This is a genomic window from Vibrio sp. R10-SG3-ISO3 (assembly GCF_059834225.1).
In genome coordinates, this window is sequence record NZ_JCBDHE010000047.1 from 176,002 (window position 1) to 192,953 (window position 16,952).

Consider the following 16,952-nt stretch of genomic DNA (forward strand, 5'->3'; position numbering starts at 1 on the left):
TAGGCCGCCTGTTACGACGGCCTCAATTGAGCAGAGTTACAAATCAATGTGAAAAATCGAGGTTGTACCGCTGACCTCATTGCCGACCGCGATAAAGTGCTCGCCAGCTCGAGTGAAATAATGAATCGACTCAGGGCCTAAATCACCGGCTTTAGGGTTGTAGGTCTGGTTATCACATTCTCCCTCATCGACTTTGGTGCAGACAGGTTGGTTAAAATCACGCGGGTTCACATAGTGAAGGAACATCGCATCGCTAGGGTCCGTGACGTCATACACCATGATACCGCCTTGACGTTCTAAGCCAATAAACGCGTAGTGACGGTCGTTAATCTGAGCCATTTCGATCGCTTCAGGTTCGACGCCCTTATCATCACTGCGGTCGTCTGCACTGTCGTTGTTGTCATTGGTGCTATTGAAGTGCTCCGGCTGCATGGCGAAGACAATCTGTGCAAATTGATCGCCACTATCGTAAACGCGTTCGCCTTGCTCATTCCAAATAGAAAACGATCGCGCGCCAAACGCCTCGACAACCTCATCTTTCTGTAACGTCTTGCCTGGGTCGATCACCTTTAATCGTGCGAGCTGCTGATTATCTTTTAACGCGAGAGCCAGTGGATGATCGTCACTCACCTTGAGTTTTTTGCCTCGTAATTCATCGCTATACGCGATACAAAAATCGACTTTTGAACCATAATCAGCGGTGCCAGAGTAATCGTCGCCATCCCATTGGTAGCCCTTGGTATCGCATTGCTGTTGAGTGCTATCGAAACCATACTCGCGGCCATCCCCTTCGTTCGCGGTAACGATATAGCTGACGCCGTCGACTGAATAGGTGGCAATGGAGTCGGGCATATAAAGGCCAACCAACTGTGGGTAGGATTGAAAATAACCGAGCCTTTTATCTTTATTTGAAGCATCAAGAGTGGCAGTAGACCATGATTTGCCGCCCAGTCCATAAATGGCCTCAACTCGGCCTGTCGTCACATCAATTTTCGCGAGGGCGTTGTTCTCTTGCAGTGCCACAAATAGCTGACCTTTATCATCAAAGGCAAGGTATTCCGGCTCGAGATCTTGGGGCACGCTGGCACTCGGAGCGGAGAGTCGAACATCGCTACCCAATTCGTCGTGACGGACGCCACCTTCATTGAAATCGGTAAAGCCAATTTGCGTGACAATCGCATTGTGATAACCCGTTGAAAGGTCGATGAGGGTGACACTGCCTTCTGGATCGACGCTGTAATCGCTGTTGGGTTCTCCCTCGTTGGCGGCCGCGATATATCGACCGTCTTTGGAGAAACTCACCATATCTGGCAGTGCGCCAGCAGGGTAGGTGGTCAGCAGCTCAAACGTATCACCGCGGTAGAGCGCGATGATGCCCGCTTCTTGCTTGATGCTGTTTTCAATCGCGACCGCGACCCATCCCTGATGCGTTGAGACACTATTGGCTGCGCCAATCTCAATGCCTGCGTGTGTCGCCGCTTGCTGAAGATCGAGTTGCGTCTTCAAACTGGGGGCATGATCGTGACTAAGCGTGAGTACATCGACTTTCTTGGCCTGTGCGTTAACAACAAATAGTTGGTCAGTGCAGGCATCGTATTTGACGATTTCAGCGGCCGAGGTGGCAAACGGCGCATCGGCCGCGTATCGACCCATAAGCGTTAAACCTGCAATAGAAGTCTCACTTTGCGAAGGTGCGACAGTTGCTGTACAACTCAGCGCAGGAACAAGCGTACTGTTTTGTTCTGTAGGTGATGAGCAAGCGGAAAGGGCGGTCAACACGCCGGTGATCGCCAATGTACGAAGAGCAAAAGGCGCGGTATGAGATTGAAAAGACAAAGTAAATCCTCCTTGATGAATGTGGCTCTAGTCTAAGGAGGACTTATGAACAAACCGTGTCGCTTTTGTCTCATCAATGTGAAAGAAAAGTTGATATAGACGGATAAACCAAAGAGTGAGAGCGACTTCTAAAAACTAACTTTGTTGTTGAGTAATTAAGTGCACAAGCTCATCTTCGGTAGAGGGGGTTTTGGTAAGCTTCAGCTCGCACTCTGCACCGCCCTTAAGCATGTAGACTCGAGTCGTGCAGTGATCGTGGTGAAACCAACGACCGTCGATACACACGTCTGTATAGCAGCGAGGATCTTTTTTGAGTTCCATATGTTTCGTCCCTGTTTGGTTGTTGTTACAATTTTCAACCTAACTTGGGTTTTCTATAGAAAAAATGACCTGGCTCAAGCTTAGGGGAAATGTGGCAGACTCGCGCCGCTTGCGTTGTGAAAATGAAGGTTATAGGCTATTCATTGATTGAGGAAATCGCATAAATTGCGTAGATTCGTTGCAAAAATGAAATACGCTAAACATCAAATGCTGAGTGACGGATGATAAAGGATAACGCGCAAAACTGGAGTAATGGATGAATCTAGGCCGTGGACGCTTTACTTGCTGGTGTGTACTGATGTGCCTAGTGGTCTCACTGAAAAGTTTAGCTAGTGATATAGACCATGCTCGCATTCTTGTGATCAAATCCTACGATCCCAACTTTCCTACCTACGCCGATATCTCTTATGGCTTAAACGAAGTGTTAGACCGAGATTCAGTCCTTCTCGATGTCTCTTATATGTACAGTAAACTCGTTTATGATGTCGTCAGTGTCGCCAATTATAAAAGAGCGATCTCCTACCAATTTCTCAACAGCCAGAAATACGACATGGTGATCACGGTGGACGACAATGCGCTAAGATTTGTACTCTCTGAGCGGCAAGGGCTGTTTCGTGACCTGCCGATTGTGTTTTTGGGTGTCAACAATGTTGAGCTTGCCTTATCTCTCAAAGGAGACAAGCAGGTATCAGGCGTGATTGAAGCTGTGTCATTTGATGAAAATATACAGTTTATCCAAGAGGCGATGCCCCACGTGGAGAACATTCATCTGTTAGTGGATGGTACTACCTCAGGGCGTGCCGACTTTGAGAAACTGTTTCGCACTATCGCAGACTACCCCGATTTTAATTGGAAAAAACTCGATTTAGCGACGCTTGCTTGGGGTGAATTGATAGAGGACATGGCGTCGATTGATGCACACAACAGTGTGGTCCTGCTGATTTCGGCTTATCGAGACAAGAATAACGTGGCTCTCTCTTTTGAGGAGTCGGTGCACCTTATCACTGATGCTACCACTGCGCCGATCGTCCATCCTTATCAACATGGTATTGGTCAAGGGTTTCTGGGTGGACTAGTGGTGGATCACCGCGCTCATGCGGTACTAGCCGGAGAGCTTGCTCACCGATACTTTCATCGCGGCTATTTTATTGAAGAGGACATGGTGGTTCAGCCGCCTACTAAGGCGCTGTTTGATTATGCTCAGCTCACACGTTTTGGTATTAAAGAGCGCGATTTGCCCTCTGGCAGCCACATATTGGGTAAGCCCGAGCCGCTATTGAGTCGCTACTATGTCGAAGTCATGACGCTGTTTGGTTTGGTATTTATCATCTTAACGACCTTGGCGCTGCTTGCATGGGTGAAAAAGCGCACCGCAGAGCAAGATGAAGACAAATTAAAGTCGATATTGAACAGCTTAGACTCCTACATCTACCTCAAGGATGAGCATGGTAGATATCTGTTTGCGAATAAAAAAATGTGTCAAAACCTCTCTTTGGACGAAGACGAGGTGCTCGGCAAAGACGACTATGACTTATTTGATGAAAACGTCGCAACGCGTATTTCAAGCGTCGATCAGTTAGTGGTCAATTCGAAAACGCCCTACAGCAGTGAAGAAACCTATTGGCATGAAGATGTCGGCAAGAAGATGATCGTGCATACGCGTAAAGTCCCTTTGATGAATGACAAGGGTGAAATCTACGCCATCTGTGGTTCATCCATCGACATCACCCGAAGTAAAACTCAAGAGCGCATCATCGAGCAGATTGCTTATCAAGATCCGACTAACGGTTTGGGAAATCGCGTCAAACTCTTTACCTATTTGACGGATGTGATGTCCAAAAGCGAGTTTGTCGGCGGTCAAACTGCGGTTGGCTTTTTTGATATCGATAATTTCCGCTACATCAACGAAACCTATGGCCACACTGCTGGGGATCACTGTATTGACATCGTGTTGGATAAATTGAACCGTCTGGTGGGCGAGTCCGGTCAAGCCCTGCGATTGGGGGGCGATGAATTTTATTTGGTCGTCTATGGCGAGACGCACGCTAGCCAAACCATCCGAGACATTCAGCGCCAGTTGCCAGAAACGGTCAATATTTTAGGCAATACGATACCGCTAAGTGTCAGTGTCGGGATCTCACTCTACCCAGCAGAAGGGGTGACGGAGCCAGAGCAGCTTTTGCGCCGTGCGGAACTGTCATCCTATGAAGCAAAAATGCGAGGCGGGAACCAAGCGGTATGCCTTGATAATAATCAGGATCAAAAAGCGTCCGACAATGAGTTTATCACTGAAGTAATCGGCGCGATAAACCGCAATGAGTTGGAGCTCTACTTCCAACCCAAAGCCAGCTCTAAGCAGAAGAAAATCGTCGGCGCTGAAGCCCTTATTCGCTGGAATCATCCGGTCAAAGGCTTTTTAACCCCCAATATGTTCTTGCCAGAAGTGCATCGTTTAGGCCTCTTTAAACAGATCGATGATTGGGTGATTGAGCGCGCGATGGAGACGCTAGATGCCTGGTGTGAGGCGGGCTTAGCGCTTAATTTGAGCATCAACCTCAGCCACGAATATTTCAGTCAAACCGACCTGTTTGAGATACTACAAGACAAACTGGCGCGTTACCCAAACATCAAACAAGGTTTGCTTGAAATCGAGATCTTAGAGACGCATGCGCTTGAAGATTTGAATCACGTGTCGAACATGATTAAGAAGTGCCGTTTGTTGGGTATTCGTTTCTCGATAGATGATTTCGGCACTGGCTATTCGTCATTGACCTATTTACAGCGTTTGCCGGTCGATACCCTAAAAGTTGACCAAAGTTTTGTGCGCCACGGGCTACGTGAAGTGGACATCGGTATATTGAAAGGGATTTTGGTGTTTTGTCATGCACTGCACATCACCCCGATTGTTGAAGGGGTCGAAACAGTGCAGGAGTTGGAGCGCTTGAATGAGGTGGGTTTTGATTACATTCAAGGCTATTTGATTTCAAAACCGGTGACAGAGAATGCCTTTATCGCGCGAGTAAAAGCGCAACCGGCTAATCTTTCCAGTGCTTGAATGCCACTGCATAAGGTCTTGTATTGGCACAATTAAAAACGCCCGCCTCTGAAAAAGAGGCGGGCGTTTTTTAGTTAAAGTGTCGTTAAGCGACCGATTCAGCGTCGGTAGAGAGCGTAGCTTCCGCCTTTGGCTGAGTGGGGAGGACCAACGTCATAATGATCGCCGCAATACCGCTGGTTGTGACGGGAGAGCCGAACACGCTTTGCACCAGTTTAGGCATTTGGCCCAAGATGTCTGGCACGAGCATGACACCGAGACCAAAGCCAAACGAGACAGCCAAAATCATCAAGTTGCGACGATCCAATTTCTCGCGCGCGATGATTTTAATCCCAGCCGCTGCCACCGTGCCAAACATGACCAGCGTTGCGCCGCCGATGACGGGTTTCGGTATGGTGGTTAACACGCCACCAATGATGGGGAACAGACCCAACACCACCAAAATCAGGGCCACAAAATAACCCACGTAACGACTGGCGATACCAGTTAAGTGAATGACGCTATTGTTTTGGCTAAAGGTGGTATTTGGGAAGGTGTTGAAAATCGCCGCCAGCATGGAGTTGACCCCATCCCCTAGAATCCCTGCTTTAATGCGCTTCAAATAGCCTTCACCGGAGACCGGTTGTTTGGTGATCATGCAATTGGCGGTAATGTCACCTGTCGATTCTATCGCGGTAATTGCGTAGATAACGGCAACGGGAATAAAGGCATACCAATCGAAATCGAAGCCGTATTTGAACGGTTGAGGGATGCTAAGTAGCGGCTGATTAAAGGCATTGTCGAAATTGACCATACCCATCGACGCGGCGGCGAGATAACCGACCACCATACCCACCAATATGGACGATAAACGCACCATCAGGTTTTTTGAACGGTTAAGCGCAATGATAGTGACAAGAACCAGTGCGCCGAGCACTAAGTTGTGCCAATCGCCAAAGTTGGGCGCTTTGACGCCACCGGCTAAATCTGTCATGCCGACTTTAATCAATGAGATGCCGATAGTGGTGACGACGATCCCTGTGACCACAGGAGTAATGATACGTTGCAGTTTGTCGATGAACTGAGATAACGCAATTTCAATAAACGCACCGACAAAACAGACACCGAAGATCATCGCGAGAATCTCTTCTGGGCCACCCCCTTGAGATTTAGCAATGAACCCGGCCGCGAGTACGGAGCTAAGAAACGCAAAGCTGGTCCCTTGGACACAGATCATGCCAGCGCCAATCGGCCCGATACGGCGAGCCTGAATAAAGGTACCGACACCCGAAACAATCAACGCCATACTAATGAGATAGGGAATATGCTGGCCAAGGCCGAGCACGCCACCAATGATAAGCGTTGGAGTAATAATACCGACGAAACTCGCCAGTACGTGTTGCAGACCTGCATAGAGCGCTTGACCCGTTGCGGGGCGATCTTCCAGTGCATAAATCAGGTCACTGTTTTCCTTGTGAGACATGTTGACTTCCTTGTATACAATATTGTTGACATTGTATTGATCAAGTTAGCAACCATTGTGCCATTCATTAATTGGATCGATAAGTTAATAAATACAGTGAGTTATGTCAGAGTGGTCAGTCAACGAAGTCGATAAGTTGCATAGACTTGGTGCAGTTGACCCGTTTTGGAGGCAAAGAAAGAAAAAACCGCCGGGTAGGAAGGCACCGCAGCGGCAAAACAGAAATTAGGTTGGCGGATGATGCTCTATCCAGTGACGGGCGATTTGCTCTCGCGTAGCGATCCACACACCCGAATGGGATTGCACGTAGTCGAGGAACTTTTTCAGTGCCATAAAGCGACTAGGTTTGCCTATGATGCGACAATGCAGGCCAATTGACATCATTTTCGGTTTGCTTTGCCCTTCTTGGTAGAGGCAATCGAAGTTGTCCTTGAGGTATTGATAAAACTCTTCCCCATGACTGAATCCATAAGGGGAGGCAAATCGCATGTCATTGGTATCCAGCGTGTACGGCACAATCAGATGAGGCCGCGTCTGTCCGGGCTTTTGTGCATCGGGTACTTGCGTCCAAAACGGCAGGTCATCCCCATAATAGTCAGAGTCGTAGAGGAGGTGGTCATGCTCGGCCACAAGGGCGCGCGTATTGGGGGAGTCACGTCCTGTGTACCAGCCGATCGGTTTTTTTCCTGTGAGCGTCTCTATGATTTGGAGCGCTTGCACCATATCTTCACGCTCTTTCTCAATCGGTGCGTCTTGATAGTGAATCCATTTCAAGCCGTGACAGGCAATTTCATGGCCATCATCGAGTAATGCGTTGGCCACATCTGGGTTTCTTTGCAAGGCTGTCGCTACTGCAAAGGCGGTGAGAGGAAGACCTCGCGCTTTGAACTCATCGAGAATTCGCCACACGCCGACCCGAGAGCCGTATTCGTACAAGGATTCCATACTCATGTGTCTATCAGGGTAAGCGCTCGCGCCAGCGATTTCGGACAAGAAGGTTTCCGAATGTGCGTCGCCATGCAATACGCAGTTCTCGCCGCCTTCTTCGTAGTTCAAGACGAATTGCAGCGCAATCTTTGCCCCATTTGGCCACTGGGCATCAGGGACGTTATCGCGTCCATAGCCTGTATAATTTCTTGGATTATCCTTATCCATTTGTATCCCTTAAGTTATTTATTGACTCCAGTGCTGATAGCGGCCGTGAAAGGCTTTCCCTATCGGCGCGCCATAATGACCGCACTTGGCCGTGTTAAGTTGTAAGCTGTACAAAGACTCTGCAAGCTTGACCGCGGCAGTGACGCCATCAATCACTGGAACTTGGAGATCTTGACTCAGTTCCGCCGCAAGATCTGACATGCCCGCACAGCCCAATACGATGGCTTCAGCCCCATCTTGCGAAAGCGCTTGCCGGCACTCTTGTCGCAACTGTTCATACAGCGAGGTATGCACGGATTCCAGGGCAAGCACGGGAATGTCGGTTGCGCGCACACCGGTACAGAGATGCGCGTAGCCGTAGCGCTGCAACAGATGGTGGGCGGTGGGGACGGTGCGAGAGAGGGTGGTGACCACACCAAATCGATGCGAGACCAAACTGGCGATTTGAAAAGCCGCGCCGGCGATGCCGATGACAGGCGCTTGCGCTATTTCGCGCGCAGCATCAAGCGCGGGATCGCCAAAGCACGCAATGATATGTGCATCGACGCCTTTTTTCTCCCCGTCAGTGATGAGATCGAGTAAGGCCGCAGAGGCGATGGTTTCATCCAACGCACATTCAATGCTTTCAGGGCCGTGCTCAGGACAGCGAGCGAGGATGTCGCTGGAGGGCAGCGCGACAGTCAAAGCCGATTGGGCAATTTTATCTGTCATGGCAACACTAGTATTTGGGTTAATCAGTTGGATTTTCATAGCGCACCTTTATGAGTCCGTGTTGGCAAACAGCTGAGTAAAATCAACGTGGGCATCTTTTTTACCTGTTAATGAAATCGAGCGCTTAATGTGGATCAAATGGTGTCGCATCCACTGCTGCGCCTTGTCGACTTGATGGGTGTCGAGCAAATCAATCAGCTCAAGATGATCGCCACAATCACAACTCACGCTCTCTCTGGTACCGTAGGCGGCAATAACCAAGGATGAGCGGTAGCATAACTGCTCGATAAACTCAGCTAAGACCGAGTTGTTGCCCATATGAGCAAGCTCATAATGGAACTTCGCCGTCAATTGAATGGATCGGGCTAAATCGCCGTCTTGTTCGGCTTGCTTCTCTTGCGCCACCATATCGCGAAAACGTTGCGACACTTTGAGATCCCAATTGTCCGAAATCTCACCGAGCAACAGAGGTTCTAATGTAATGCGGCTATCCAATACTTCTTCCGCCTCTTGACGACTCGGACGACTGACCTGTGCGCCTTTATTCGGCTGAATCACGACAAAACGTTCAATCGCGAGGCGCTGTAGCACTTTGCGTATCCCGGTACGGCTCACCCCAAACGCTTCCGATAACTTGTCTTCGGGCAAACGCTCACCGGGCGGAAGCTGATGCTCGACAATGGCTTTGAGCATCTTTTGATAAATCTTTTCGTCGTTCGACATGATGACTCTCTATTTGTTTGTATACAATTCAAGGTAGCAATATGTATACCATGTTGTGATCCCTTCAAAACTCAATCAGGTACGCCATCGAGTGATAAATCGGCCCGATTTGCACCTTTATAAAGCATAAATGCTTACTTTAAGTGCAATGAGCGATGAGTAATTTGTGGTTCGGTGTAGCTCTGCTGCCATTTAATTGTGGCACAATCTTTGTATTGATTATTGTATACAATGATTATTTAACTTTGATTGAGAGCTCAACAAACAAAATGAATCTATTAGCAAAACTTAAGAAAGAGTGGTTTTTGGTCGGCATGGTGGTCGCGATAGCGCTTGCGACGATCACGGCAGAGATTGGACGCTCCGGCGGGCCGATTCACTTGGACCAATTGACGGCGGTGGGGGTTGCCATTGTCTTCTTTCTTCATGGTCTGGGGTTATCGCCACAAGCGATTGAAGCGGGGTTGACCAATTGGCGCCTGCACATTTACATCCAAGTGGCGACGTTTGTTGCCTACCCAATTTTATGGGTAGTGTTTGGCGATCTCTTTATCGCAACCATGCCAGCGGCTCTGGCGTTTGGGTTTTGTTATCTCTTGGTTCTGCCGAGCACCATCTCGTCATCGGTTGCGATGACGAGTGTCGGTAAGGGAAACGTGCCGGGGGCGATCTTTAACGCGTCGCTATCGAGCATTATTGGTGTGGTGATCACCCCAGCTTTGATTCAGCTCTTTATGGGCTTTGAAGGGGTGTCACTCAATCTGCTCGACTCCGTGTTGTCGATCGCTAAGTTACTTTTGGTTCCGATGATTTTAGGCCAGCTCCTTCGTCCTTACCTGCTGGCTTGGACGGAGAAACACAAAGCGGTGGTCAACAAAGTCGATAAGTATGTGATTCTTTTGATCGTTTACAACGCCTTTTGTGATTCTGTTATTAATGGTATCTGGAGTGAGTTCTCTGCGGGGTTGCTGTTGACGGCGATTGCGCTGTGTGTGGTGATTTTGTTGGTGATGGTCCACTCCATTCAGTGGGGAGCAAGAAAAGCCGGTTTCGATCTTCCTGATGAAGTGGCGGCGGTGTTTTGTGGTACCAAAAAGACATTAGCTGCCGGGATCCCGATGGCGAAAGTCATTTTTGGAACCGATCCAACGCTAGGTATGTTGTTACTGCCGATCATGTTGTATCACCCAATCCAGATTTTCTATTGCGCCGTGCTGGCTAACCGTTACGCCAAGCAGAGCGAAGGGGTAAAAGCCGCCGCGCTTTAAGCGCGCTAATCGGTGCAACCATTAAGGAAAGATGATGAGTAAGGATACTCGAATTTATTGCGCGCAAGGGCCACACTCTTTGGCGCCGACAAAAAAAGGCCGACTGAGTGGCACTCGGTTTGTCTTTAAAGATCTGTTTGATGTAAAAGGCTACCGAACGGGGGCAGGCAATCCACAGTGGTTAGCCACTCATGATGTTGCCAGCCAGACATCGCCGCTCATTACCACTTTGCTTGAGAGTGGTGCAGAGTGTGTTGGGCGAGTACAGACCGATGAGCTGGCGTACAGCTTAAACGGTCAAAATATCCATTACGGCACGCCAGTGAACCCCAAAGCGCCTGACGCGATTTCAGGTGGCTCATCGAGCGGCAGTGCGGTGGCGGTGGCAAGTGGCGATTGCGATTTTTCAATCGGTACGGATACCGGTGGTTCAGTACGTGTCCCGGCCAGTTATTGTGGGCTGTATGGGTTGAGGCCGACGCATGGTGCCTTGAGCCTTCAACATTGCTTCGAACTGGCGGCTCGCTTTGATACTGCCGGTATTTTCACCAGAAATTTGGCGATGATGGAGCGAGTGTGGACGAGTTTGTCGACTGACCACGGTGCAGCACCTCACCAACGGTCCTTCTATCTTGATGAGCAGTGCCGTGCTCTTATGAGTGCCGATCACACCGAGCAGTTAACGCGCCTCGAAGCATCGGGTGTAAAGATTCAACAAGGTGACTATCTTGCGCGTGCGGGATGGACGCTCGATCAGTTAAGTCACCTGTTTCGTACCCTGCAAGGTTTCGAGATCATTCGCCAACACGGTGAGTGGCTAGAGCGCTATGGGGAGAGCTTGGATCCAGCGATTGCAACGCGCGTCGAGTGGGCAAGAACCTTGACCGAGTCACAGTATACAGCGGCTTGTGATGAGCAACAGCGATTCAAACAGGCGTTAGTGGAGCATATGGAAGACCATGCGTTATGGTGGCTACTGCCTACCACGCCCGCCGGAGCGCCGAAACTGACCATGCCAGCTAATGAATTGGCCGTTTATCGCAGCCAGCTTATGGGTCTGACGAGTCTTGCTGGGCTCTCTGGCTTACCGCAATTGCATCTCCCTAACGCCGCAGCAGCGATGCCGTGCGGACTCTCGTTTATTGGCGGTGCGCACAGTGAACGTGCCCTTATCCAGACTGCCATGCAACTCAACCTAGACACGAGCCAAGGAGTGGCCGATGAAGCATCAAACCGCGTTTACCGCCCCACATCATAAAGCCGCCGAAGTTGGCCAAGCGATTTTAGACGCCGGTGGCACGGCCAGTGAAGCGATGGTTGCTGCCGCTGCGATGATATCAGTGCAATACCCCCATATGAATAGCATCGGAGGGGATGGATTTTGGTTGATTGCGAAACAAGGCCAAGCCCCAGTCGCGATTGATGGTAGCGGCGATGCGGCGGCGCAGGTGGATGTTAACGCCTACCGATCTCTGGGTGATGAACTGCCCGATCATGGCGCGCTTTCGGCCATCACGATGGCGGGCACGGTCGCAGGTTGGCAAGCAGCGCTTGAGTATGATCATGGCAATATGACGCTGGATAGATTGCTCACCCCCGCGATCGATGCCGCGCGCGAGGGGATCACCGCGACGCAAAGCTTGGTCAATGCCAGTGAAAAAACCTATCAGCGACTGGCTTCGCTAGACGGGTTTGCCGATATTTATCTGAGTCAAGGTGAGACGCTCAAGGTCGGCGATCGTATCTGCAATTCGGCGCTGGCCAATACCCTATCGATGCTGGCAGAAAAAGGACTAGAGGATTTCTATCGCGGAGATTTGGCGCAGTCGATGGCCGATGATCTAGCCGCGATGGGTAGCCCTATCCGTCTTGAAGACTTTCATCAATTTCGCGCTAAAGTGATGCAACCACTGCATGTCAAGACCTCCAAAGGCACACTGTATAACTTTGGTGCACCGACCCAAGGGGTGGCGTCACTGCTGATTTTGGCTATCTACGATCGTTTAGCGGTCAACGCTCAGACCGAAGTGGAGCACATTCACTGCCTCGTTGAAGCCACTAAACAAGCGTTTCTGATTCGTGATCGAGAGGTGTGTGATGAGGCGTCATTGCGAGAGCCTTTGCAGCATTGGCTCAGTGACGACGAGGTGGCTAAATGTACTGCTGCCGTGAATCCTAACCGCGCCCTAGCTTGGCCTCACCAAGCCAAACCCGGCGATACGATCTGGATGGGGGCCAGTGATCAATACGGCACCATGGTCAGCTTTATTCAAAGCATTTACTGGGAGTTTGGGTCCGGTGTTGTGCTGCCAAAGACCGGAGTACTATGGAATATCCGCTCCAAGAGTTTTTCTCTGGATGCGCAACATCACAATGTATTGGCACCCAACAAGAAGCCTTTCCATACTCTCAACCCTGCTTATGCTGAGCTCAGTGATGGCCGCAGAATGAGCTACGGCACAATGGGCGGTGAAGGTCAGCCCCAAACGCTAGCGTGCCTATTTAGCCGCTACCATTATCAATCTTACCCCTTGGATAAGGCGATCTCAGAGCCACGCTGGCTGTTGGGGCGCACGTGGGGCGATGCCACACACAACTTACGCTTAGAGCGCTCACTTGACCAACGCTGCGGCGCTGAATTGGTAGCGCTCGGTCACGACGTCACCACCGTCGACGATAATAACGAGCTGATGGGCCATGCTGGCGCCATTGTGCTGGATGAACAAGGAAGAGCCATCGCCAGTAGCGATCCGCGTAGCGATGGCCAAAGTTTTGTAGGAGAACAATAATGTCACAGGCCAATGAGCTATTTGAAACACTTAACCCACCGCAACGCCTTTTGATGGGGCCGGGGCCAATCAACGCTTATCCTCGCGTGCATCAGGCCATCGCTCAGTCACTGATTGGTCAGTATGACCCTGTGATGACCGGTTACATGAACCAAGTACAGTCACTCTATCGCGGCGTTTTTCACACCCAAAACCCGCAGACGATGCTGGTGGATGGCACTGCGCGCGCGGGGATTGAGGCGGTGTTAGTGTCGGTGTTAAAACCGGGCGACAAAGTGCTGATCCCCGTCATTGGCCGCTTTGGTCACTTATTGTGCGAAATTGCGACTCGGGTTGGCGCTGTGGTGAAAACCATCGATATTGAGTGGGGTGAAGTGTGCGCGCCAGAGCAAATTGAACAGGCGATCAAAACCTTTCAGCCAACATTGCTCGCCACTGTTCAAGGGGACACCTCCACGACCATGAACCAACCGTTGGCTGAGATGGGCGAGCTGTGTCAGCGCTATGGTGTGCTGTTCTATTGTGATGCCACTGCGTCGATTGCCGGTAATGAATTGTATGTTGATGACTGGCATCTCGATGCGGTGTCAGCAGGGCTACAAAAATGTTTAGGCGGGCCTTCGGGTTCAGCGCCGATTACGCTGAGCGAGCGCTGCGCTGCGCTAATCAACAGTCGTAAACACGTCGAAGCGGGCATTCGTGCCGCTCACCACGTTGATGGTGAAGAAGCACCAATCCAATCGAACTACTTTGATTTATCCATGGTGATGGATTATTGGGGGCCAGAGCGCCTTAACCATCATACTGAAGCCACCAGCATGCTTTATGCCGCTCGAGAGTGTGCAAGGCTGTTCCTTGAAGAGGGCCCAGAGCAGGTTATTGCCCGCCATAAGCAAGCGGGAGATGCGATGGCATCGGGGCTTCGCGCGATGGGGCTAGAGCTATTTGGCAATCAAAATTACAAAATGAATAACGTGGTCGGTGTGGCAATACCGAGCGTTAAAAAAGCAGCGGGTGCGGTCGATGGCGATGCGGTGCGTCTTGAGCTGCTGCACCGGTTTGGTATCGAGATTGGTACCTCGTTTGGCCGACTGCATGGCAAGATCTGGCGAATCGGTACTATGGGGTTCAACGCGAGGCAAGAGTGCGTATTGACCACCTTGGCCGCACTGGAAGCAGTACTGATCAAACACCAAGCGGACATCATTCCCGGTCAGGCAGTTCTGGCGGCTATGGCGCATTATCAATAAGGAGCAGCCATGAGTGTAGATACAGTGGATGATAAGAGGCACCAAGCGATGAGCATCGGTGCTGAGCTCATTATGGCTCAAGCCGACCAACTCGCTCAGTGCAGCGCGGAACGGGGTGCGCTGACACGCGGATACCTGACCAAAGAGCATCGAAGTGCCCACGATCTGATCGCGAAATGGATGTGCGATGCGGGACTAGAAACCTGGCAAGACAGTGTAGGCAACCAGTGGGGGCGCAAAGTAGGCAGCGACCCTGAGGCGAAAGCATTGGTGCTGGGCTCTCACAGTGACACGGTCAGAAATGCAGGTAAATATGATGGCAACCTCGGTATTATTCTCGCGATTGAAGCACTGTCGCAACTGAAAGAGTGCCGCTTTCCGTTCCACATCGATGTGGTGGCATTTGCAGACGAAGAAGGGATGCGTTTTTACACCACGCTCATTGGATCGAGCAGTGTCGCAGGGCAGTTTGATCCCAACTGGCTCGATATCGCGGATGCCGATGGTATGACCATGGCAGACGCCATGCGCCAGTTTGGACTGGCGCCGAGTCTCGCAGGTAACGACGCGCGTAACGATCTGCTTGCCTATTTGGAAGTGCATATTGAGCAAGGCCCAGTGCTAGAAGCAGAGTCATTGCCCGTCGGTATAGTTACCGGTATTGCCGGGGCAAAACGTTTTACCTGCAAGGTAGAGGGCATAGCGGGACACGCAGGTACAGTACCGATAGATTTGCGTCAGGATGCGCTGTGCGGCGCGGCTGAAATGGTGAGTTTTATTGAACGTTTTGCCCGAGAGCAAGAGATTGTCGCGACGGTGGGTAAACTATCCGTCGCACCGGGTGCGGTGAACGTGATCCCAGGTGCAGTCGAGTTTACTCTGGACATTCGCTCTCTCAATCAGCCGACGCTGGAGGCGTGTTGTGAGGTCGTCATCAACGAGTTGAACTTGATTGCGAAAAAACGTCGCCTACATTTCGACAGTGACAAGATATATCAAGCGCAAGCGGTCCTGTGTGATGCCGCCTTGCAGCAGCAATGGGCCTCAGTCGTTGAGTCGGTGACCGCTCAAACGGCGCGCTGTTTGCCGAGTGGCGCAGGCCATGATGCCATGGTGATGGCGAACGTGACCGACATCGCAATGTTGTTTGTTCGCTGTGAGAAAGGCGTTAGCCACCATCCTAAAGAACAAGTGAATCAAGACGATGTCGCGGTGGCACTGGAATGCTTGATAGGCATGATTGATTCAATGAACCTCAAGGCAAAGTCGCCTTAACGCCCTCTAGCTAGGATTCAGTGATGTCGTAATATCTTGCGACATTCTGAGTCACTTTTCCCCACTGTGACTCTTGTACTCGTCGTTGATGCTGCAGAAATGCTTCATGATCGACAAACTCTTCATACACATCAAATCGATGGATGTCGTCAGGATTTTGCGTGACCTCAAAGCACAGGCAGCCCGGCTCATTTCGAGTGAGTCTACAGTGTGTCTCCAGTTCGGCCAATACGATACTACGATCTTCGAAGGGAATAATGATATGGCCGGAGAGTGTGACTTTGTTCATTGTGCGTCCTTGGTAGAAAGTGCCTTCAGCATACCGTGCCCATAGGTGAAATCATAGGGATGATAGCGATAAAAAACGCCCACTAAGAGCGCGTCTTAAGTGGGCGTTAAGTTCGTTAGTCGCGAGCCGGTGGACGGTGCTCACTCATAAATTGCGAGAGTTCCGCCTCGGTGACTTTTCCATCGCCATCGGCATCAATAGAGCTAAAATCACGGGCTAACGGCCCTTTGGCTTCATCAGTGGTGATGTAGCCATCGCTATTTGAATCGATATCGCTAAAACTTGGCGGCGGGCCCTTGCGATCCCCGTCATTTGCACAAGCGGTGGTGATTAACAGAGCGCCGAGTAGCGCGGTACCAATGGTGAGAGTTTTCATCGTATTTTCCTTGTTAACAATGATTGACACACAGCATTGGAGCCGTTGAGTGGGATTTGGTTCGTAGCTTTACATTTTCTTACATTTGACGCTCCCACCAGTGTGAACTGGCGGGAGGGGGAAAGATTAATGGCTGTGACTAAGGGCCTCTTTAAGTTGCTGACGTTCTTGGTCTGTCATATTGGTTTTGTTGAGAAAGGGCATATCGGCCGACTCGACCGTACGCGCTAGAATGCGCGGGCTCCAGCGCTCAATATCTTGCCAAGAGTCGAAGATTGCGCCACTAGGTGCGACGGTGAACACATCGTCAGTCGGTATGGCGCTGTGACATTGGGTGCAGCGCTGCTCAATGATCTGCGTCGCTATTTCGATATAGTGAGTACGATTGATATCATAAGCAAGGCCGGAAGTGCCTCCTTCCGACGCGCTCTGTTGATGCAGG

Annotated in this window: 14 protein-coding genes and 1 pseudogene; 6 read left to right on the forward strand and 9 right to left on the reverse strand. The window is 50.6% G+C overall.

Translation table 11 applies throughout. From position 1 onward, the window contains the following. Window positions 1-36: 36 nt before the first annotated feature. A complete protein-coding gene (locus tag AC6R1A_RS14765) occupies window positions 37-1,836 on the reverse strand; it encodes a choice-of-anchor I family protein (protein ID WP_500632994.1) in 1,800 nt (599 codons plus the stop codon). A 135-nt stretch (window positions 1,837-1,971) separates the two neighbouring features. Further along, window positions 1,972-2,157, reverse strand: a complete 186-nt coding sequence (locus tag AC6R1A_RS14770; protein ID WP_500632995.1) for a hypothetical protein — start codon at window positions 2,155-2,157, stop codon at window positions 1,972-1,974. 256 nt (window positions 2,158-2,413) lie between these two features. On the opposite strand from AC6R1A_RS14770, the gene AC6R1A_RS14775 reads away from it, so the two are divergent. After that, window positions 2,414-5,212 (forward strand): EAL domain-containing protein, encoded by a 2,799-nt coding sequence (locus tag AC6R1A_RS14775; RefSeq protein WP_500632996.1) that lies wholly within the window; start codon window positions 2,414-2,416, stop codon window positions 5,210-5,212. A gap of 85 nt (window positions 5,213-5,297) precedes the next feature. On the opposite strand, the gene AC6R1A_RS14780 is transcribed toward AC6R1A_RS14775, so the two are convergent. The 4 genes from AC6R1A_RS14780 to AC6R1A_RS14795 all read right to left on the reverse strand — a co-directional run bounded on the left by AC6R1A_RS14780 (window position 5,298) and on the right by AC6R1A_RS14795 (window position 9,263). Continuing rightward, entirely contained in the window at window positions 5,298-6,674 is a 1,377-nt protein-coding gene (locus tag AC6R1A_RS14780) for a nucleobase:cation symporter-2 family protein (RefSeq protein ID WP_500632997.1), read from the reverse strand. 225 nt (window positions 6,675-6,899) lie between these two features. Beyond that, window positions 6,900-7,829 carry an allantoinase PuuE gene (gene puuE, locus AC6R1A_RS14785; RefSeq protein ID WP_500632998.1) on the reverse strand — a complete coding sequence of 310 codons (930 nt, stop codon included), beginning with the start codon at window positions 7,827-7,829 and terminating at the stop codon, window positions 6,900-6,902. Between the two features lie 18 nt (window positions 7,830-7,847). Continuing rightward, window positions 7,848-8,579: an aspartate/glutamate racemase family protein gene (locus AC6R1A_RS14790; protein WP_500632999.1), complete on the reverse strand. Its 732-nt coding sequence runs from the start codon at window positions 8,577-8,579 to the stop codon at window positions 7,848-7,850. 9 nt (window positions 8,580-8,588) lie between these two features. Continuing rightward, complete coding sequence (locus tag AC6R1A_RS14795) at window positions 8,589-9,263, reverse strand: GntR family transcriptional regulator (protein ID WP_500633000.1); 675 nt, start codon at window positions 9,261-9,263, stop codon at window positions 8,589-8,591. A gap of 269 nt (window positions 9,264-9,532) precedes the next feature. Between AC6R1A_RS14795 and AC6R1A_RS14800 the strand changes: the two genes are divergently transcribed. From AC6R1A_RS14800 to AC6R1A_RS14820, 5 genes are read left to right on the forward strand one after another with little or no spacing between them, the layout of a single operon-like run. Then, entirely contained in the window at window positions 9,533-10,531 is a 999-nt protein-coding gene (locus AC6R1A_RS14800) for a bile acid:sodium symporter family protein (RefSeq protein ID WP_500633001.1), read from the forward strand. A 34-nt stretch (window positions 10,532-10,565) separates the two neighbouring features. Beyond that, complete coding sequence (locus AC6R1A_RS14805; RefSeq protein WP_500633002.1) at window positions 10,566-11,789, forward strand: amidase; 1,224 nt, start codon at window positions 10,566-10,568, stop codon at window positions 11,787-11,789. Continuing rightward, window positions 11,752-13,320, forward strand: coding sequence for a gamma-glutamyltransferase family protein (locus AC6R1A_RS14810; RefSeq protein ID WP_500646194.1), 1,569 nt, complete (start codon window positions 11,752-11,754; stop codon window positions 13,318-13,320). The genes AC6R1A_RS14805 and AC6R1A_RS14810 overlap by 38 nt, the downstream gene beginning before the upstream one ends. Further along, window positions 13,320-14,570: a pyridoxal-phosphate-dependent aminotransferase family protein gene (locus AC6R1A_RS14815; protein WP_500638577.1), complete on the forward strand. Its 1,251-nt coding sequence runs from the start codon at window positions 13,320-13,322 to the stop codon at window positions 14,568-14,570. Before AC6R1A_RS14810 ends, AC6R1A_RS14815 begins: the two co-directional genes overlap by 1 nt. 9 nt (window positions 14,571-14,579) lie before the next feature. Then, window positions 14,580-15,845, forward strand: coding sequence for an allantoate amidohydrolase (locus AC6R1A_RS14820; protein WP_500632426.1), 1,266 nt, complete (start codon window positions 14,580-14,582; stop codon window positions 15,843-15,845). Between the two features lie 10 nt (window positions 15,846-15,855). Here AC6R1A_RS14820 and AC6R1A_RS14825 read toward each other — a convergent pair whose 3' ends face one another. From AC6R1A_RS14825 to AC6R1A_RS14835, 3 genes and pseudogenes are all read right to left on the reverse strand, one after another. Beyond that, window positions 15,856-16,134 carry a putative quinol monooxygenase gene (locus AC6R1A_RS14825; protein ID WP_500630797.1) on the reverse strand — a complete coding sequence of 93 codons (279 nt, stop codon included), beginning with the start codon at window positions 16,132-16,134 and terminating at the stop codon, window positions 15,856-15,858. A 115-nt stretch (window positions 16,135-16,249) separates the two neighbouring features. After that, window positions 16,250-16,510, reverse strand: coding sequence for an EF-hand domain-containing protein (locus AC6R1A_RS14830; RefSeq protein WP_500627243.1), 261 nt, complete (start codon window positions 16,508-16,510; stop codon window positions 16,250-16,252). 126 nt (window positions 16,511-16,636) lie between these two features. Then, a pseudogene (locus tag AC6R1A_RS14835) lies at window positions 16,637-16,952 on the reverse strand (hypothetical protein); the annotation flags it as partial.